Annotated in this window: 15 protein-coding genes; 6 read left to right on the top strand and 9 right to left on the bottom strand. The window is 65.4% G+C overall.

Going from position 1 to position 17,328, the window contains the following annotated elements; all coding sequences use genetic code 11:
* The first annotated feature begins 89 nt into the window (after positions 1-89).
* The 4 genes from mnmG to B9Z03_RS03575 are packed head-to-tail and all read left to right on the top strand — an operon-like array spanning position 90 to position 4,328.
* Positions 90-1,955: a tRNA uridine-5-carboxymethylaminomethyl(34) synthesis enzyme MnmG gene (gene mnmG / locus B9Z03_RS03590; RefSeq protein WP_085462921.1), complete on the top strand. Its 1,866-nt coding sequence runs from the start codon at positions 90-92 to the stop codon at positions 1,953-1,955.
* Entirely contained in the window at positions 1,952-2,587 is a 636-nt protein-coding gene (gene rsmG / locus B9Z03_RS03585; RefSeq protein WP_085462920.1) for a 16S rRNA (guanine(527)-N(7))-methyltransferase RsmG, read from the top strand. Before mnmG ends, rsmG begins: the two co-directional genes overlap by 4 nt.
* A 37-nt stretch (positions 2,588-2,624) precedes the next feature.
* Positions 2,625-3,410 carry a ParA family protein gene (locus B9Z03_RS03580; RefSeq protein ID WP_085462919.1) on the top strand — a complete coding sequence of 262 codons (786 nt, stop codon included), beginning with the start codon at positions 2,625-2,627 and terminating at the stop codon, positions 3,408-3,410.
* A 39-nt stretch (positions 3,411-3,449) separates the two neighbouring features.
* Positions 3,450-4,328 (top strand): ParB/RepB/Spo0J family partition protein, encoded by an 879-nt coding sequence (locus B9Z03_RS03575; protein WP_085462918.1) that lies wholly within the window; start codon positions 3,450-3,452, stop codon positions 4,326-4,328.
* A 28-nt stretch (positions 4,329-4,356) separates the two neighbouring features.
* Here the strand turns inward: B9Z03_RS03575 and holA are convergent, their stop codons facing one another.
* Together holA and B9Z03_RS03565 are read right to left on the bottom strand one after the other, a co-directional pair.
* On the bottom strand, positions 4,357-5,406 hold the full coding sequence (gene holA / locus B9Z03_RS03570) for a DNA polymerase III subunit delta (protein ID WP_085462917.1): 1,050 nt from the start codon (positions 5,404-5,406) through the stop codon (positions 4,357-4,359).
* A 62-nt stretch (positions 5,407-5,468) separates the two neighbouring features.
* Positions 5,469-6,920 (bottom strand): aminotransferase class V-fold PLP-dependent enzyme, encoded by a 1,452-nt coding sequence (locus B9Z03_RS03565; RefSeq protein WP_085462916.1) that lies wholly within the window; start codon positions 6,918-6,920, stop codon positions 5,469-5,471.
* A 111-nt stretch (positions 6,921-7,031) separates the two neighbouring features.
* Between B9Z03_RS03565 and B9Z03_RS03560 the strand changes: the two genes are divergently transcribed.
* Complete coding sequence (locus B9Z03_RS03560; RefSeq protein ID WP_139832151.1) at positions 7,032-7,541, top strand: Lrp/AsnC family transcriptional regulator; 510 nt, start codon at positions 7,032-7,034, stop codon at positions 7,539-7,541.
* Positions 7,542-7,566: 25 nt separating this feature from the next.
* Here the strand turns inward: B9Z03_RS03560 and B9Z03_RS03555 are convergent, their stop codons facing one another.
* Genes B9Z03_RS03555 through B9Z03_RS03545 form a run of 3 tightly spaced genes read right to left on the bottom strand, consistent with a single transcriptional unit; the run spans position 7,567 to position 12,053 of the window.
* The gene (locus B9Z03_RS03555) at positions 7,567-10,881 is read right to left on the bottom strand and encodes an efflux RND transporter permease subunit (protein WP_085462915.1); all 3,315 of its coding nucleotides are present in this window, start codon (positions 10,879-10,881) and stop codon (positions 7,567-7,569) included.
* Entirely contained in the window at positions 10,878-11,840 is a 963-nt protein-coding gene (locus B9Z03_RS03550) for an efflux RND transporter periplasmic adaptor subunit (RefSeq protein WP_085462914.1), read from the bottom strand. The genes B9Z03_RS03555 and B9Z03_RS03550 overlap by 4 nt, the downstream gene beginning before the upstream one ends.
* Before the next feature lie 12 nt (positions 11,841-11,852).
* A complete protein-coding gene (locus tag B9Z03_RS03545; RefSeq protein ID WP_085462913.1) occupies positions 11,853-12,053 on the bottom strand; it encodes a YgaP family membrane protein in 201 nt (66 codons plus the stop codon).
* A gap of 197 nt (positions 12,054-12,250) precedes the next feature.
* On the opposite strand from B9Z03_RS03545, the gene B9Z03_RS03540 reads away from it, so the two are divergent.
* Positions 12,251-12,589, top strand: a complete 339-nt coding sequence (locus B9Z03_RS03540) for an ArsR/SmtB family transcription factor (protein WP_244561655.1) — start codon at positions 12,251-12,253, stop codon at positions 12,587-12,589.
* Between the two features lie 31 nt (positions 12,590-12,620).
* Here B9Z03_RS03540 and B9Z03_RS03535 read toward each other — a convergent pair whose 3' ends face one another.
* The 4 genes from B9Z03_RS03535 to B9Z03_RS03520 are packed head-to-tail and all read right to left on the bottom strand — an operon-like array spanning position 12,621 to position 17,324.
* On the bottom strand, positions 12,621-14,237 hold the full coding sequence (locus B9Z03_RS03535; protein WP_085462912.1) for a GMC family oxidoreductase: 1,617 nt from the start codon (positions 14,235-14,237) through the stop codon (positions 12,621-12,623).
* Positions 14,234-15,457, bottom strand: coding sequence for an alpha-hydroxy acid oxidase (locus B9Z03_RS03530; protein WP_085462911.1), 1,224 nt, complete (start codon positions 15,455-15,457; stop codon positions 14,234-14,236). The genes B9Z03_RS03535 and B9Z03_RS03530 overlap by 4 nt, the downstream gene beginning before the upstream one ends.
* Entirely contained in the window at positions 15,454-16,089 is a 636-nt protein-coding gene (locus B9Z03_RS03525) for a glutathione S-transferase family protein (protein WP_085462910.1), read from the bottom strand. The genes B9Z03_RS03530 and B9Z03_RS03525 overlap by 4 nt, the downstream gene beginning before the upstream one ends.
* Complete coding sequence (locus B9Z03_RS03520; RefSeq protein WP_085462909.1) at positions 16,089-17,324, bottom strand: aminotransferase-like domain-containing protein; 1,236 nt, start codon at positions 17,322-17,324, stop codon at positions 16,089-16,091. Before B9Z03_RS03520 ends, B9Z03_RS03525 begins: the two co-directional genes overlap by 1 nt.
* Positions 17,325-17,328 lie beyond the last annotated feature (4 nt).

Below are 17,328 nucleotides of genomic sequence, written 5' to 3'. Positions count from 1 at the left end.
CGTTTCGGATGTGTTTCACGTGAAACAACCGGCGCTGGCTTGACAAGCCGCCGTACTCGGAACAGATGCACGCTCCGAGGTTCAGACAGATGAAGTTGTATGATGTCATTGTCATAGGTGGCGGGCACGCGGGCATCGAAGCGGCTGCAGCGTCTGCACGCGCTGGCGCGCGGACGGCGCTGGTGACCATCGATGCAACGAAAATCGGCGTCATGTCCTGCAATCCGGCGATCGGTGGCCTTGGCAAGGGGCACCTCGTTCGGGAGATCGACGCGCTCGACGGCATCATGGGCCGCGCGGCGGATCTGGCGGGCATTCAATTTCGCCTTCTCAACCGCCGCAAGGGCCCCGCCGTGCGCGGTCCCCGCACGCAGGCCGACCGCAAGCTCTATCGACAGGCCGTGCAGAGCCTCCTGCAAGAACAGCGGAACCTGGATATTCTAAACGGCGAGGTCGTCGATCTGGATTTCTCGGACGATCAGGTCCGTTCCGTCACGTTGGCCGACGGCTCGGTCATTGGGTGTGGCGCACTGGTGTTGACGACCGGAACGTTCCTGCGTGGTCTCATTCATATTGGAGAACGGCGCTTTCCCGCCGGGCGGATGAACGAGAAGGCCGCGGAGCAGCTTTCGGGCGCGCTGCTCAGGGCCGGTTTCAAGCTCGGCCGCCTGAAGACCGGCACCCCGCCGCGGCTCGACGGCAAATCGATCGACTGGGTATCGCTTGAAATGCAGGCCGCGGATGAGGATCCGACGCCGTTCTCGCTGATGACCGACCGGATCACGACACCGCAGATCGAATGCGGAATCACGCGTACGACCCTGGAGACCCACCGGATCATCCGCGACAATCTTCATCGGTCGGCGATGTATTCTGGCTCGATCGAGGGGATCGGGCCGCGCTATTGTCCGTCCATCGAGGACAAGATCGTCAAGTTCGGCGATCGCGAGGGGCACCAGATCTTCCTGGAGCCGGAGGGTCTGGACGACGATACGGTCTACCCGAATGGAATCTCGACCTCTCTGCCGGAGGACGTGCAGCATCTCGTCGTGCACAGCATCCCGGGGCTGGAGAATGCGGTCATCACGCAGCCGGGCTATGCGATCGAATATGACCATGTCGATCCGCGCGAGCTTGATCCAACCTTCGAGACCCGACGGATACGCGGCCTCTTTCTCGCCGGCCAGATCAACGGCACCACAGGATATGAAGAGGCGGCAGCGCAGGGAATCCTAGCGGGCCTCAATGCCGCGCGGCGCGCGGGCGGCCAGGATCTGGTGAGCCTCAGCCGCACCGAGGCCTACATCGGCGTGATGGCGGACGATCTGACGAGCAGAGGCGTTTCGGAACCGTACCGCATGTTCACCTCGCGCGCGGAGTTCCGTCTGTCGCTGCGTGCCGACAATGCGGACGAGCGGCTGACGCCACGTGCGATCGAACTGGGCATAGTATCCAGTGAACGCGCAGACCGCTTCCGCGCCTATGAAGGCCGGCTGAGCCGGGCGCGGGCGCTGCTTAAGGAACGCACTATCACGCCCAATGAGGCGCGGCATCATGGTTTGCAGCTGAATCTCGATGGTGTGCGGCGAAGCGCATATGATCTGCTGACCATGGAAGGGATCGATCTTGAGCGGTTGACGGCTGAATGGCCGGAGCTCGGGGAGATCGAACGGCCGGCGGGTGAAGCCATCGAGACCGAGGCACGCTATTCGGTTTACCTGGAGCGGCAGAGAATCGAGTCGGAGGCGATACGATTCGAGGAAGGCCGAGCAATTCCCATCGAAATCGATTTCGCCGATGTTCCGGGACTTTCCAACGAACTGAAGCAGAAGCTTGCGCTACGCCGACCGCGCAGCGTGGCGGAAGCACAGCGTATTGAAGGGATGACGCCCGCGGCCATGGCGATCATCATTTCCCGTCTTAGGGCAGCCGATTCGCTGCGCGGGGCGGCATGAGCGATCCGGCATATCGTGAGTTGTGCAGCTTAGCCGGATCCGTTTCACGTGAAACATTCGACGCTCTGCAGACCTTCGAATCCGAGTTTCGACGCTGGTCGTCCAAGATAAATCTCGCGGCTCCGTCGACGTTGCCGGAGCTGTGGAGCCGCCATATCCTCGACAGCGCGCAGTTGGTTCCCCTCTCAAACGGGTCAACCCGCTGGCTCGATGTGGGTTCCGGCGGCGGATTTCCCGGCGCGGTGATCGCGATCATGATGAAGGATCATCCGGGAGCCCGGGTGACGCTCGTCGAAAGCAACAGGAAGAAGGCGGCGTTTCTCAGCACCATCCTGGGACGCCTGAAGGCGCCGGCCAACGTTCTCGCGGTGAGAATCGAGGATGCCTGGGACAAGAATCTCAGGCCCGAGATCGTGACGGCAAGGGCGCTCGCACCTTTGCCCGCCCTGCTTGGCCTCACCTATCCCTGGCTTTCGCGCGGCGCGCGAGCACTTTTCCACAAAGGACGGGGCTACAAGGCTGAAATCGTTAATTCCGCTCACGATTGGCGCTTCGATCTGGTAGAACACCGGAGCGTCATTGATGCGGAGAGCGTCGTTCTCGACATTTCCAACGTCCAGGCGATCGGTTGACCCCGAGATCGGTCGGAGCGAGCAAAGCGTCGGCACCATGCGCATCATCACGGTAGCAAACCAGAAGGGCGGCGTCGGCAAGACGACGACGGCAATCAATCTCGCCACCGCACTCGCTGCGATCGGCGAACGCGTGCTGCTGGTGGATCTCGATCCGCAAGGCAATGCCAGCACGGGCCTCGGCATCGACCGGCGCGACCGCAGCGTATCGTCCTATGACGTGCTGACCGGCGAGGCCTCCGTCGATGAAGCCGCGATGCAAACCGCCGTTCCCGGACTGTCCATCGTTCCCTCGACGCTAGACCTGCTCGGCATCGAGATGGAGATCGCGGCCTCGGCCGACCGTGTGCTCAAACTCCGTAACGCACTGCGTCGGCACGCGGCGGAAAGCGCCCGGTTCACCTATGTGCTGATCGACTGCCCGCCGTCGCTCAACCTGTTGACGCTCAACTCGATGGCCGCCGCCGACTCGGTGCTGGTGCCGCTCCAGTGCGAGTTCTTCGCGCTCGAAGGCCTGAGCCAACTGCTTGCCACCGTCGAGCAGGTGCGCGGGTCGATCAACCCGGCGCTGTCGATCCAAGGCATTGTGCTGACCATGTACGACGGCCGAAACAACCTTGCGAATCAAGTGGTTGCCGACGTTCGCGCCCATATGGGCGAGAAGGTCTACGAGACGGTGATCCCGCGGAACGTGCGGGTGTCCGAAGCGCCTTCCTACGGCAAGCCCGCGATCCTCTACGATCTCAAATGCACCGGCAGCCAGGCCTATCTCCAGCTTGCCTCGGAGGTGATCCGGCGCGAGCGGCGGCTCAGGGCGGCATGACGGTTCGCGGCCGAAATTTCAGGGAGCGGAAGACAGTCGATGAGTGAAGATACCTCGCGAAACCGCCTTGGACGCGGCCTCGCGGCTTTGATCGGCGACATCGACAGGCCCGCGCCGACCCAGGCGCCGGTGCCGACTGCGGATCGCACCGTTCCGGTGGAGTTCATCTCGCCCAATCCACGCAATCCGCGCCGGACCTTCGCGGATGCGGAGCTCGAGGATCTTTCCGCTTCGCTCAAGCAGCACGGGATCGTGCAGCCCGTCGTCGTGCGGCCATCGAAGACGGCTCCGGGCCGCTACGAGATCATCGCCGGCGAGCGGCGGTGGCGAGCGGCCCAGCGCGCCGGCCTGACGAACATCCCGGTCATTATTCGCGACGTCGACGACCGCATGGCGCTCGAACTCGCCATCGTGGAGAATGTGCAGCGCGCCGATCTCAATCCGGTCGAGGAGGCGCTGGGCTATCAGCAGCTCATCGACGAGCACGAATACGTCCAGTCCGATCTGGCGCAGATTATCGGCAAGAGCCGCAGCCATGTCGCGAACACGCTGCGCCTGCTCAAGCTGCCACAGAACATCCGCGACATGCTTGTCGACGGTTCGCTGTCTGCCGGACATGCGCGCACGCTGGTGACGGCGGAGGACCCGACGACGCTGGCGCAGAAGATCATCCGGGACGGGCTTTCCGTCCGCCAGGCCGAGGCGCTTGCGCAGAAGGGAGCCGACAAGCCTGCATCCGCATCGGCGAAGCACGTCCCGGACGAGAAGGACGCGGATACGCGGGCGCTCGAACAACTGCTGTCGAACGTGATCGGCCTGAACGTCACGGTCAATCACCGCGAGAAGGGCGGCGAGGTCCGGATCTCCTACAAGACCCTGGAACAGCTCGACGACCTCTGCCGCCGGCTGCAGCGCTGACGACTGTCAACTCTCTGATCTTGAAAGATTATCTGCCACGGCGACGAGAGCGTATGCTCTCGACTGCGATGGCCATCATGGTGTCGCGCACGATCGCCCCGGCAAGTTCCGGCCGGCGGCGCGTGGCGAGAATGCTGTCCTGCAGTCGCGACAGGGCGCGAGCGATGGAGGCGCCGCTCCATGTGCCGAGCGCGGTCTCCACCAGCTTGCGGCGGGAGAAGAAGATCGGCGGTCTCGCGCCGGCCACTGCGGCCGAGGGCTGCGCGCCACCGATATCGACATTGCGGCGGAGAACTTCGAGGCTCTGGAACTGCCGCATCGCCGCGCCGAGAATCGCCTGCGCATGCGTGCCGCTTTCCTGCGAGCGGCGCAGGGCGAGGTCCAGCTCCGGCAACGCGCCGGCAAGTGCCGCGTCGATCGCCTGGTCGACGGACGAGGCGGACACGTCACCGGAGGAGGCCGCGACATCCTCGATGTCGATCACCGGCTTCTCGCCGCAGTAGAGGATCAGCTTCTCGATCTCGCCCCGGGTCGCCAGGCGATCGCCGCCGAGACGCCGGCGAAGAGCCTGGCGCGCATCGCTGGCGATCGTCTTGCCGGCGCGCGTCAGTTCGGCGTCGATGACAGTGTCGATCGCGCGTTCCTCGTCGACATAACAGGGCAGCGCCATGCCGGCATCAGCCCGCTCGACCATGTCGCGGAGCGGCGCGGCCTTCTTCAGGTCTCCGGCCTCGATCAGCGTGATCGCGTCGCGGGACGGCTTGTCCAGCAGGTCCTTCAGCGCGTCGGAAAAGCCCTTGTGCGCGCCGGCGTTGCGTATCCATATCAGCCGCTCTCCGCCGAACATCGACACCATCCGCGCCTCATCGATCAGGCGGCCGGGATCCTGCTCGAGGTCCGACGCGTCGTAGCGGATCACGGAGAAGGCGTCGTCGAGCGGCAGGCCGGTCTTTTTCGCGTAGGCCGAGGCGCGTTCCGAGACGAGCCCGCGGTCGGGCCCATAGATCAGCACCACCCGGACCGATGGGTCCGGCCGGGCGATCCAGCCTTCGACCTCGTGCGCCTTTTTCTGCGACATGCTTCGGGTTAGCGAGCGTGTTCCGGAGACGCAACCGAAAAGGCGCGTATCGTTCGCGCAGCCTATGCGACCAGCGAAAGCGGGCTGAAGATGGCGCGGCCCGTGTCGGCCTGGTAGCGCCCCACATGCCGTCCGGCGTCGCCTGCAAGTTCGGCGACCGAATCGAGGATATAGCGGATCTTGTCCTCCGGCAGCAGCACGCTGAGGTTCAGCCGCGTGAAGCCGGGCTTCGCCATCTCGTTGCCGTCGAGGATGTTGTGCCTCAGTCGCCGCCATTCATCCGCTTCGATGTCGAGAAGCCGCAGCGCATAAGGGCCGGCGCAGGCGCAGCCGCCACGGGCCTGGATACCGTAGCGGTCGCTGAGCAGCCGGGTCACCAGTTGCTGGTGAATGTACCGGCCGTCGCCGTTCTGGACCCGGAAGGCGAAGATCGGCAGTCGCGGCGCGTCGAGCTTGCCCAGGAGTTCGAGGTTCTCGGCAGCGGACCAGGCCGCGAGCGCGCGGCTTGCAAGCGCGGAATTGCGCGCGGCCATCAGTTCGGCGCCGATCGTCTCCTTGACGATGAAGGCGAGCGCGGCGCGGATGTCGCCAATCACGTTCGGGGTGCCCGCCTCCTCACGCGCCTCAAGACTCCTGGAGTAATCATGCGATTCGGGCGAAACGAACTGCACGGTGCCGCCGCCGGGCCATGTCGGCCGGGTGGCTGAGACGGCGTCCCGCCGGACGACCAGAATGCCCGACGCGCCGGGACCGCCGATGAACTTGTGCGGCGACAGGGCTATCGCGTCGATCTCGACGCCTTCCTCGGGGCACATCGAGACCGGAAGGTAAGGGCCACCGCCGGCATAGTCCCAGACCATCAGCGCGCCGGCCTGCTTGACGAGGCGGGTTATGCCGGCGACGTCGGCGATGATGCCGGTGATGTTGGACGCGGCCGAGAACGCACAGACGATCGGCCGGCCGGCATAGCGACCCAGAGCGTGCCGTAACGCTTCGGTATCCGGGCCGCCTTCCGGCGCCTCGCCGATCTCGATGATCTCGGCGCCACTCTCCCGCCAGGGGAGGATGTTGGAATGGTGCTCATACGGTCCGAGGATGACGCAGGGCCGGCGTCCGCTTGCGGCCTGCTCGGCGAGGCCGAAGAGATTGACGAGGCGATTGAGCCCGGATGTCGCGCCCGAGCCCGAGAAGACGACCGCGTGCCGTTCATCCGCGCCGCACGATCCGGCGACGACGACGCGGGCGGCGTTGCGCAGCCTGGTCATGAAGCCGCCGCAGAACGAGGCCTCGGTGTGGCTGTTGGCGTAATAAGGCAGCACATCCTCAAGAATGAAGCGCTCGACCGGAAACAGGGCACGGCCCGAGGCGACGTAGTCGGCATAGACCAGCGGCTTCGGACCGTAAGGCCCGTCGATCGTGGCGCCTTCGCCGACGAACTGCGCGGCGATGCCGTCAGGCCCGCCAAGGCTCGCGCGGAACTTCTCGAACAGTTCTGCCGGAGTATGTGTCGTCATCGGTGGCGATCCGTCTTTCAGGGAACGCGCAAAACGTATCGATTTACAGGCGGATCGATCTCACCTAATTTCTCGCCAATGGCCCAATTTTCCGATCAGATGACAACAAAAATGACTGAAATCGATGAGTTTGATCTGAAGATCCTTACCTTTCTTCAGTCGTCGACCGATCTTTCCCAGCGCGAGCTCGCCGAGCGTGTCGGCCTGTCGCAGAATGCCTGCTGGCGACGGCTGCAGCGATTGACGTCGGAAGGGCTGATCACGGGCACGCAGACGCGGGTCGACCTCGCGGCGATCGGCCTGGATCTCACCGTGTTCGTGATGGTGCGCACCCGGCATCACTCGAAGGAATGGCTCGAAGCGTTCCGCCGCCATGTCGAGCGAATTCCCGAAGTCGTCGACTTCTACCGCATCGGCGGCGACTGGGACTACCTCATCAAGGTCGTCACGCGCGGCATGGGCGGATATGACGACTTCTACCAGAAGCTGGTCGACGGCCAGGATCTCGCCACGGTGACCGGCTTCTTCGCGATGGAAACGATCATCGACAACCGGCCGGTCAATCTGGGCAAGGTGCGCACAGCCGGCGCGTCGCGAGGGAAGTCCCCGCGGCGAGCCTAATGATCGGATGGAATATCGTTCCTGATCAGGTCCGCAGCACCCGGTAGATCGCCGGGATGACAAGCACCGTCAGCAAGGTCGACGAGGCCAGGCCGAAGAGCAGCGAGATCGCGAGACCCTGGAAGATCGGATCCGTCAGGATCACCGCCGCGCCGATCATCGCAGCGAGCGCCGTGAGCAGGATCGGCTTGAAGCGGATCGCACCGGCCTCGATCAGGATCTCGGCCAGGCCGCGCTCGCGCATGCGGGCTCCCGGTGCTGTCCCGTGTGTTCCCGTCTCGGGCGCAACAATCGACATCTGCGTCTCGACGAGGTCGTCCTCGCCTTCGCAAGGTACCTCGCGCGGGGCGTGACGGATGAAATCCACCAGCAGGATCGAGTTGCGCACGATGATGCCGGCAAGTGCGATGAAGCCGATCATCGAGGTCGCCGAGAAGGGGGCGCCGAACAGCCAATGGCCGCCGAGGATGCCGATGAAGGTCAGCGGGATCGGCGTCAAGATGACCAGCGGCACCTTGAACGAGCCAAACTGCGCGACGACGAGGATGTAGATGCCGAGCAGCGCCACCATGAAGGCGGCACCCATGTCGCGGAAGGTCACCCAGGTGACTTCCCATTCCCCGTCCCAGAGCAGGGTCGAGGCCCGGTCGTTGCCCGGCTGGCCATGCAGGGAGATTTCGGGGCGCGGCAGGCCCGTCCAGTCCTGCGCGTCGAGCGCCTGCTCTACGGCCAGCATGCCATAGAGCGGCGCCTCGAAGTCGCCGGCGAGTTCGGCGGTCACCATTTCCGCCGGCCGGCCATTGTGCCGGAACACCGGATAGGAGGCCTTCTCCTCCTCGATCCGCACCACGTCGCCCAGTTCGACGACGCCCCGGTCGCCCGGCAAAAGGTCGGCCGGGATCGGCGTGGTGAGGAAATCCTCGGTGACGCGACGTTCGCTGACCGGCCGCTCCAGCCGGATCGGCGTCGGCTGACGGCCTTCGCCGCGATGCGAGTAGCCGACGGTCTGGCCGCCGTTGAGGATCGCAAGCGTGTCGAAGATATCGCTCTCGCTCACCTTGAAGAAGTCGAGATCGTCTGGGGAAATCCTGGCCCGCAACCGCCGCGCGGCGACGCCGTAGGAATTGTCGACGTCGACGATGTACGGCACCGAGCGGAAGGCCGCCTCGACCTTGGCCGCGACGGCGCGTCGCGTCGCGGCGTCGGGACCGTAGATCTCGGCGAGAAGCGTCGCCATCACAGGCGGTCCCGGCGGCGGCTCGACCACCTTCAGGCTTGTGCCTTCGGGGACAGGGACGGCCTTGATCCGCTCGCGAATGTCGAGTGCGATCTCATGGCTGGAGCGCCCGCGCTCGCCCTTCGGCAGCAGGTTCAGGGCGACATCTCCCATGTTCGGGTCGGCGCGGTAGTAGGAGTGCCGGACGAGGCCGTTGAAGTTGAACGGCGCCGCCGTGCCGGCATGGGTCTGGACCGAGCGAACCTCTTCCAGCTCCAGCACGGTATTTGCGATTGCCTGCGCCACGGCGTCGGTCGCCTCGACGGACGAGCCTTCCGGCAGGTCGATCGTCACCGATAGCTCCGACTTGTTGTCGAAGGGCAGCAGCTTCACCGTCACGTCCTTGGTGTAGAACAGCGCCAGGGAGCCGAGCGTCAGCACGCCGACGGCGAGCAGAAAGGTCCAGCTCTTTGCCTTCGAGGCCAGGATGGGGCGGGCGACGGAGGCATAGGCGCGGCCGAGGACGCCGCCATGGCTGTGGCTGTCGTGATGCGCGACCGGCGCCTTGCCGGCCGCCTTCAGCATCAGCCACGGGGTCACGGTGACGGCGACGAAAAAGGAGAAGATCATCGCCGCCGAGGCGTTGGCCGGGATCGGGCTCATATAAGGGCCCATCATGCCGGACACGAAAAGCATCGGCAGCAGCGCGGCGACCACGGTCAGCGTCGCGACGATGGTCGGATTGCCGACTTCGGCAACGGCGGCGATCGCGGCCTCCTTGCGGCTGCGGCCATCGGCCATCCCCCAATGCCGCGCGATGTTCTCGATGACGACGATGGCGTCATCGACCAGGATGCCGATCGAGAAGATCAGCGCGAACAGCGAGACACGGTTGAGCGTGTAGCCCATGATCCAGGAGGCGAAGAGGGTGAGCAGGATCGTCACCGGAATGACGACGGCGACGACGAGCGCTTCGCGGCGGCCGATCGCCAGCCAGACCAGCGCGATGATCGAAACAGTCGCCAGCCCCAGGTGGTAGAGCAGTTCGTTGGCTTTCTCGTTGGCCGTTTCGCCATAGTCGCGGGTGAGCTCGACCGACACCTGCTCGGGGATCAGAGAGCCTTCGAGTTCGTGCACCCGATGGAGAACCGCCTCGGCGACGGTCACGGCGTTCGAGCCTGCGCGCTTGGCGATGGCGAGCGTGACGGCGGGAAGACGGATCGGACCGTCCGCCCCGCGCGTCACGGTCGACACGAGCATGTTCTCCTGATCCGTGACGAAGTCGACGGTTGCGACGTCCCGGACATAAACCGGCCGGCCGTCGCGCGTCGTGAGCAGGAGATTGCCGATCTCGGTGGGCGTCTTCAGCGTTTCGCCGGCGACAAGCATCACCTGTTCGCCGCCGTCGCGGACGCGGCCCGTCGGAAAGGCCCTGTTCGCGCCCTGCACCTTGCCCGCGAGCTGCTGCAGCGTGACGCCGTAGAGCGCGAGCCGTCGTGGGTCCGGCGCGATGCGGATGCGTTCGCTGGCGTCGCCGACGAGATAGGTGAGGCCGACATCGTCGACCTTGGCGAGTTCGGTCCTGAGCTCGCGCGCGATCCGGGTCAGCGCATTCGCGTCCATGTCCTGCGGCGCGTCGGGCTTCGGCGTGAGGGTCAGCGAGACGATCGCCACGTCGTCGATGCCGCGGCCGACGATGAGCGGCTCGGCTATCCCGACCGGAATGCGATCGAGATTGGCGCGGACCTTGTCGTGGATGCGCAGCACCGCGGCGTCTGCCGATGTGCCGACCAGGAAACGCGCCGTGACCAGAACGCCGTCGTCCTGCGTCTGCGAATAGACGTGTTCGACGCCGTCGATGCCCTTGACGATCGTCTCGAGCGGTTCGGCGATGAGCTTGACGGCATCTTCGGCGCGCAAGCCTTCGGCGTTCACGCGGATGTCGACCATCGGCACGGAAATCTGCGGTTCTTCCTCGCGGGGCAATGACATCAGGGCCACGAGGCCGAAGGCGAAGGCCGCGATGAGGAAGAGCGGTGTGAGCGGCGAGGCGATAAAGGCGCGCGTCAGCGCACCCGCGATGCCGTCGGAGGGCGGCGCTTCACCCAGGTTGGGATTGCTCATGGCACGACCACCTGTTCTCCTGCGGTGAGACCGGTCACGACCTCGACCATCAGAACGCCATCCCTTTCGACCTGCCCGCCGGTGACGACCGCGCGCTCGACCGGACCTTGGCTGGTGTCGACACGGATGAAATCGATGCCGAAGCGGTTGCTGACGGCGCTGGCTGGGACGAGAAGGACAGCGCGCTTGCCGACCGGAAGCTCGACCAGAACGCGGGCGTCGACGAAGGCCGTGTCGAGCCCCGTGGCATCGACATCCGCGACCACTCGACCGTTTTCGATCTGCGGATAGATCTTCGCCAGCCGGCCCGACATCTCACCCTTTTCGGTGGTGACGCGGATTTCGGCGCCCTGTTCCAGCCCGGCCGCATGCCGTTCGGGCACGGCAAGCCGCAGGTAGAAGCCGCCGCCGCCCACCGTCGCGACGGCCTCGCCCGCCATCACGACGCCATTGCGCGTTACCGGCGTCGTCAGCACCCGCCCGTCGAGCGGCGCGAGCACCGTGCCTTCGGCCTCCTGCTGGACGATGACGGACTTCTGCGCCTCGGCCGCCGTGATCTGATTGCGCGCGACCTCGACATCCGTCCTCAACTGGTCGAGGCGCTGGGCGGTGACGACGCCCTTGTCGATCAAGGCCTGGCCCCGGGTGAGTTCGGCCTGGGCGCGCTCGAGCTGGGCAGTCAGCGCAGCCAGCTGCGCGTCGACCGCCGCGACCTGGAAGGCAAGCTTGTCGTCGCGGATCACCGCGATCTTCTGGCCCTGAACCACCGGGTCGCCCTCGGTCACGAGCATCTCGACCACGGTGCCGCCGATGCGCGCCCGCGCCGCGGCGAGATCCCGTGCCTCTATGCGGCCGTAGACGGCTTTCCATTCCGTGGTCGAAACGGGCTGCACTTCGAAGGTGCCGGCAAAGGCGGGTGTAGCGGCAAGGACTGCGACGAGAGCAAGCGGGGCGCGCATGGCGATTCCTTTTCAGAAGGCGCAGCCCGGCTTGATGCCGAGCTTCCTGAACACGAAGGCGGCCGGACAGAGGCCGGTGAAGGCCGACTGGAGGAGGTTCAGGCCGATGAAGACGGTGAACCAGACGAAGAGCGGCGACACCCAAACCGTCAACACGACGGAGAGCAGCACCATGACGCCGGCGAATGCGAGAACGGTTCTATCGAGGCTCATCACAACATCCTTTCATATGATGATGTGTTCATGTATAAGCATGCCCAACAGAATGCAAGAGCGAATGGCGGCGTCTGGGTTCTGGATAATGCCGGCCAGGGCTAGCCGGCCTTGTCTTGAGTCAAAACGGACACGGAATACGTATTCGCTTGTTGACGAGATCGGCTGTACGACCGACTTCAGTGAAGGGCTGTCAGATGATGTTGGCGCAAACGATGATGATCGACACCGAGAAGCTGGACGCAAACGCCCGCGAGGCAGCAAGTCTGCTCGCGGCGATGGCGAACGAGAACCGGCTGCGGATCCTGTGCCGACTGCTGGAAGGCGAGGTGAGCGTGAACGAGCTTGCCGAGCAGGTCGGAATGAACCAGTCGGCGCTGTCGCAGCAGCTCGGCAAGCTGCGTGCGTTGAGGCTGGTCGACACACGCCGGGATGCGAGGCAGATCTACTATCACCTCGCTTCGCCCGAGGTGAGCAAGGTCCTCGAAACGCTCTACGGCATCTATTGCGAGCCCGGCATGGGTTCTGCGGCCTGAGGAGCGGCGATCCGCTGCCGCGTCGATGCCGTCAGCGATTGTCCTCGAGGATCATCTCGGCCGCCTTCCAGCCGATCATCATCGTCGCGGCGTTGGTATTGCCCGAGATGATGGACGGAAAGACCGAGGCGTCGGCGACACGCAATCCCGATATGCCGTGGACGGCAAGGCGCGGCGAGACCACACCCTTGTCCTGGTCGGGCGACATGCGGCAGGTCGAGACCGGATGGAAGACCGTGCCGGCGCGGGCGCGGATGTCGGCCAGGAGCTGTTCGTCGGTTTGTACGGAGGCGCCGGGTCGCATCTCCTCGACGATAAAGCGTGACAGCGCCTGCGTCGCCGCCATGCGGCGCAAGAAGCGCACGCCGGCCACCAGCTCCATCTGGTCATGCGGGTCCGACAGCGCATTGACGGCGATGCGCGGCGGCTGGGCCGGATCGGGCGAAGCGATGACGATCTCTCCTCGGCTTCTCGGTCGGCAATTGGACACGCCCATCGCGAAGCCGGGCCACGGATCGATCTCGCGTATCGCACTGCCGCCGGGACGCGGCGGGACCGCCGAATTCGCCTGGAAATAGATCTGCAGGTTCGGCCGCGAAAGAGCCGGATCGCTGCGCAGGAAACCGCCGCCCTGGTTGACGCTCATCGCCAGCGGTCCGGTGCGTGTCAGAACGTAGCGGCCGCCGATGAACGCCTTTCCCCACCAGGAGCGGAGCAGGCGGTTCAGGGTCGGAACGTTCGCCCGCCAGGCGTAGTTGACGCTCTGATGGTCCTGCAGATTGGCTCCGACGTGCCGGTTGCCCGAGATGACGGGTATGCCCAATCCCCTCAGCACCTCGCCGGGTCCGATGCCGGACAGTTGAAGCAGTTGCGGTGACGCAATGGAGCCGGCGCTCAGCACGATCTCCCGCCTTGCCTGGGCGACGGCCTTCTCGCCCCTGTGCAGGAATTCGACGCCGGCGGCGCGGCCATTCTCGACGAGGATTTTTGTCGCGACGGCATGCGTGATCACCTCGACATTGCCGCGCCGCATCGCCGGACGGAGGAACGCGTCGGCCGCCGAGACCCGCCGGCCATGCGCGATGTTGAGCTGGTAGATGCCGACGCCCTCCTGTCCGGCGCCGTTGAAGTCGGGATTCCGAGGCAAGCCGAGTTCGGCGCCGGCATCCAGAAAGCGGTGGGTGAGCGGGTGTGCCATCCGGCGTATGTCGGCGATGTGCACGGGTCCGCCGGTCGCGCGCCACTGGTCGGCTCCGGCCTCGTTATCCTCAAGCGCCCTGAACGCTGGCAGCACGTCGTCATAGCCCCAGCCGATGTTTCCGGCCGCGCGCCAGTCGTCGAAATCGGAGGCGTGCCCGCGCATCCAGACGAGCGCATTGATAGAGCTAGATCCTCCGAGCACCTTGCCGCGCGGCCAATGGTTGACGCGTCCGCCGAGGCCAGGGTCGGGCTCGGGCTTGTAGTTCCAGTTGACCTCCGGATCGGTGAAGCACTTGGCGTAGCCGAGCGGCATGCGGATCCAGAAATTGTGGTCGCTGCCGCCCGCTTCGAGAACGAGCACGCTGTTGCGTCCGTCGGCGGAGAGCCGCTCGGCGAGGACGCAGCCGGCGGAGCCTGCGCCGACGATCACATAGTCGAAGGTCTTCATACGGTGCCTGCCTCCCCGGCGATGCGCATCAGGTGCCGGCGCGACAATTGCGACAGGGAGATGATGCCGAGCAGCGACATGTCGCGGTCAACTTCCTCCGCAAGCAGGCGATGTGCGTGGGCCACGCCCGCCTCGCCGCCGATTGCGGCGGCATAGATGAACGGACGGCCGAGGAAGACGAAATCGGCCCCGAGAGCCAGCGCCTTCAGCACATCCGTGCCGCGGCGGACACCGCTGTCGAGCATCACCGGGATCGCGCCGCCGATCGCATTCACGATGTCCGGCAAGACTCTCAGCGGCGACGGCAGGCAATCCATCTGGCGGCCGCCATGGTTGGAAACGATGACGCCGTCGACGCCGCTCTCGCGCGCCTTGGTTGCATCTCCGGGAGTCAGGATACCCTTGATGACGAACCGGCCGGACCAATGCTTGCGGATAAGGTCGACATGGCTCCAGTCGAGCCGATCCCGGTTCGGCATGTGCCGCGCCAAGTTGCGCGCCACGATCGCCGGCCCGCGTTCGACGGTCGAGTTCTCGAAATGCGGCATGCCATGGCGGACGATCGTGTGCAGGAACGTGCCGACCGTCCAGCGCGGTCGCACCAGTCCGTCCCAGGCGAGGCGCGGGGTCGGGTTGAGCGGCGCGGAGAAGCCGGTGCGGTGATTGTTCTCGCGGTTCGAGATGACTGGCATGTCGACAGTCAGTACCAGCGTGCCGATACCGGCGCGCTCGATACGGTCGAGCATGGCCAGGATCGTGCGCTCGTCGCCGGGAAGATAGGCCTGAAACCACACGCCGGGAACGGCTGAAGCAACATCCTCGAGCCTGATCAGCGAAGCGCCGCTCATGATCATCGGGATTCCGGCGCGCCGGGCGCCCTGCGCGAGGACGAGGTCGCCGCGATAGGCGGACAGTGCGCTGAAGCCGACCGGGGAGATGCCGAAGGGGGACGAATAGTCGATCCCGAACAGCGTGCGCTTCTGGCTGCGCGTCGAAGTGTCCACCAGCGTCGTCGGCAGCATCGCCCATTCGGCAAAGGCCGTGCGGTTGTCGCGCAGCGTGGCGCAGGTTTCCGAACCGCCGGCGACGTAGCCGAAGATAGGGCGCGGCAAGAAGGAGCGCGCGACCGCCTCGAAATCGTCCAAAGAGAGCACGCGGCGGAGGCGTCGTGTGGCGCCCCGGCCCGGTCGGGCGTCTGGCGGGAAAGCGACGGATGTCATGGCAAAGGCAGGGGAATCTCGTTGACCCGCGCGGGGACGTGATAGCCGCGCTGGACCGCCGGCCGCGCGGCGAGTGCAAGATACCATCGCTTGACGTTCGGATAGGCGTCGAGGTCGATCCGCTGCCACTCGTAGCGCGATGCCCAGGGCCAGATCGCGATGTCGGCGATCGAATAGTCGTCGGCGACGTAGTCGCGGCCTTTAAGCCTGCGGTCCAGCACGCCGTAGAGACGGCGGGCCTCGGCGCCGAAACGTTCCTCGGCATAGGGCGCGACGCCGGGATTGTATCTGAGGAAGTGATGCGCCTGGCCGAGCATCGGGCCGAAGCCGCCCATCTGCCAGTTCAGCCATTCGAGGCAGCGGTAGCGGCGCTCGCCCTCGGCGGGCAGCAGCTTTCCGGTCTTCTCGGCGAGATAGATGAGGATCGCGCCCGATTCCATCAGCGACACGCCGGTGTCGTGGTCGACGATGGCCGGAATCCTGTTGTTGGGGCTGATGGCGAGGAAGTCGGGCCTGAACTGTTCGTCCTTGGTGATGTCGACCGGAATCGCCCGGTAGGGCAGGCCGAGTTCCTCCAGCGCGATCGAGACCTTGCGGCCGTTGGGGGTGGTCCAGGTGTAGAGGTCGATCATCAGGCAGTGCTCCTTGCCATGTTGCCGGAGCGTTCAGGATAGCCCGCGACTTCGTGGCAGGCCGCCGCCAGTTCGGCCACGCCGGCACGGATGTCGTCCTCGCCGGGGAGCGCAAAGCACAGCCGCATCACGTTCTTCGCCTTCTCGGGGTCGCAGGCCCATTCCGGACCCGGGTTGAACACGACGCCGCGTCGTGCCGCTGGCGCGATCAGGCGGCGCACGTCGAGATCGTCCGGAAAGCGCAGCCAGATGAAGATACCGCCTTCGGGGTGGACGATCTCGACGGCGGTGCCGAATTCGCGCTCGATCGCTTCCACCATAACGGCGAGCTTGCGCCTCAGTGCCGCGACCAGTGTTTCGACATGGCCGGAATAGCCGGTGGCCAGATACTCGGCGGCCACCATCTGGTCGATCGCGCCGGTGCCGCCGTCGCTCTTCAAGGCTCCTATCCGGCGCAGGACATGAGGTTCGGCGACGATGTAGCCGAGGCGCAGCGCCGGTGCGAGCGTCTTGGAGAACGAGCCGATATGGATCACCGCGTCGGGCGCCAGGGCGGCGAGCGCGGGCGGAGCCTCCGTGAAGGCGAGCTCGGCATAGCATTCGTCCTCGAAGATCGGCACGTGATAATGCCTCGCCAGCTCGACCAGGCGGCGCCGGCGGTCTTCCGACAGGATGCTGCCAGTCGGGTTCTGCACGGTCGGGATCGTGTAGATGTATTTCGGCCGCACGCCCTGCCGAACCATCGTATCGAGCATCTGGCCGAGACGGTAGACATCGAGTCCGTGCGAGTCGAGTGGAGCGCCCGCGACCTGCGCACCCAACTTGCGTACCTTGTTAAGCGCACCCGAATAGGTGAGCTCTTCGAGGATGACGGCATCGCCCGGCTCGAGCAGAGCGGCGTTGACGAGATCGAGGCCCTGTCCCGAGCCGGAGGTGACGAATACCCGATCGCGCCCGACCTTCATTCCGCGTTTGGCCAAGCGAACCGCGATGCCGTCCCGCAAGCCCTCGAAGCCGAACGGGCCAGTGCCGAGATTGTAGATTGCGAGATGCCGCGCGTGGGCACGCAGCGCTCGCGCGGCCGCATCGGCGAGTTCGCCGACAGGGATGTTGTCGGGGTCGTTATGACCGCCGACGAAGTTGTAGCGCGGCAGTCCCGTCCAGATCGGCAGCGGATCGGGCAATCCGCCGCCGAAGCGGAACAGGGCGGTATCCGGGTTCTGCACGCTGTCCATGCCT

It is taken from the genome of Mesorhizobium australicum, assembly GCF_900177325.1.
Lineage (GTDB): Bacteria > Pseudomonadota > Alphaproteobacteria > Rhizobiales > Rhizobiaceae > Mesorhizobium_A > Mesorhizobium_A australicum_A.
Note: the sequence above shows the minus strand (reverse complement) of the source record. Positions and strands in the feature narration are given on the sequence as shown.

Bases quoted from the DNA above. Each gene is read 5' to 3' on its own strand.
- mnmG (WP_085462921.1), top strand. From the start codon at position 90: ATGAAGTTGTATGATGTCATTGTCATAGGTGGCGGGCACGCGGGCATC.
- B9Z03_RS03555 (WP_085462915.1), bottom strand. From the start codon at position 10,881: ATGAGCAATCCCAACCTGGGTGAAGCGCCGCCCTCCGACGGCATCGCG.
- rsmG (WP_085462920.1), top strand. From the start codon at position 1,952: ATGAGCGATCCGGCATATCGTGAGTTGTGCAGCTTAGCCGGATCCGTT.
- B9Z03_RS03580 (WP_085462919.1), top strand. From the start codon at position 2,625: ATGCGCATCATCACGGTAGCAAACCAGAAGGGCGGCGTCGGCAAGACG.
- B9Z03_RS03540 (WP_244561655.1), top strand. From the start codon at position 12,251: ATGATGTTGGCGCAAACGATGATGATCGACACCGAGAAGCTGGACGCA.
- B9Z03_RS03550 (WP_085462914.1), bottom strand. From the start codon at position 11,840: ATGCGCGCCCCGCTTGCTCTCGTCGCAGTCCTTGCCGCTACACCCGCC.
- B9Z03_RS03565 (WP_085462916.1), bottom strand. From the start codon at position 6,920: ATGACGACACATACTCCGGCAGAACTGTTCGAGAAGTTCCGCGCGAGC.
- B9Z03_RS03575 (WP_085462918.1), top strand. From the start codon at position 3,450: ATGAGTGAAGATACCTCGCGAAACCGCCTTGGACGCGGCCTCGCGGCT.
- B9Z03_RS03525 (WP_085462910.1), bottom strand. From the start codon at position 16,089: ATGATCGACCTCTACACCTGGACCACCCCCAACGGCCGCAAGGTCTCG.
- B9Z03_RS03530 (WP_085462911.1), bottom strand. From the start codon at position 15,457: ATGACATCCGTCGCTTTCCCGCCAGACGCCCGACCGGGCCGGGGCGCC.
- B9Z03_RS03535 (WP_085462912.1), bottom strand. From the start codon at position 14,237: ATGAAGACCTTCGACTATGTGATCGTCGGCGCAGGCTCCGCCGGCTGC.
- holA (WP_085462917.1), bottom strand. From the start codon at position 5,406: ATGTCGCAGAAAAAGGCGCACGAGGTCGAAGGCTGGATCGCCCGGCCG.
- B9Z03_RS03545 (WP_085462913.1), bottom strand. From the start codon at position 12,053: ATGAGCCTCGATAGAACCGTTCTCGCATTCGCCGGCGTCATGGTGCTG.
- B9Z03_RS03520 (WP_085462909.1), bottom strand. From the start codon at position 17,324: ATGGACAGCGTGCAGAACCCGGATACCGCCCTGTTCCGCTTCGGCGGC.
- B9Z03_RS03560 (WP_139832151.1), top strand. From the start codon at position 7,032: ATGACTGAAATCGATGAGTTTGATCTGAAGATCCTTACCTTTCTTCAG.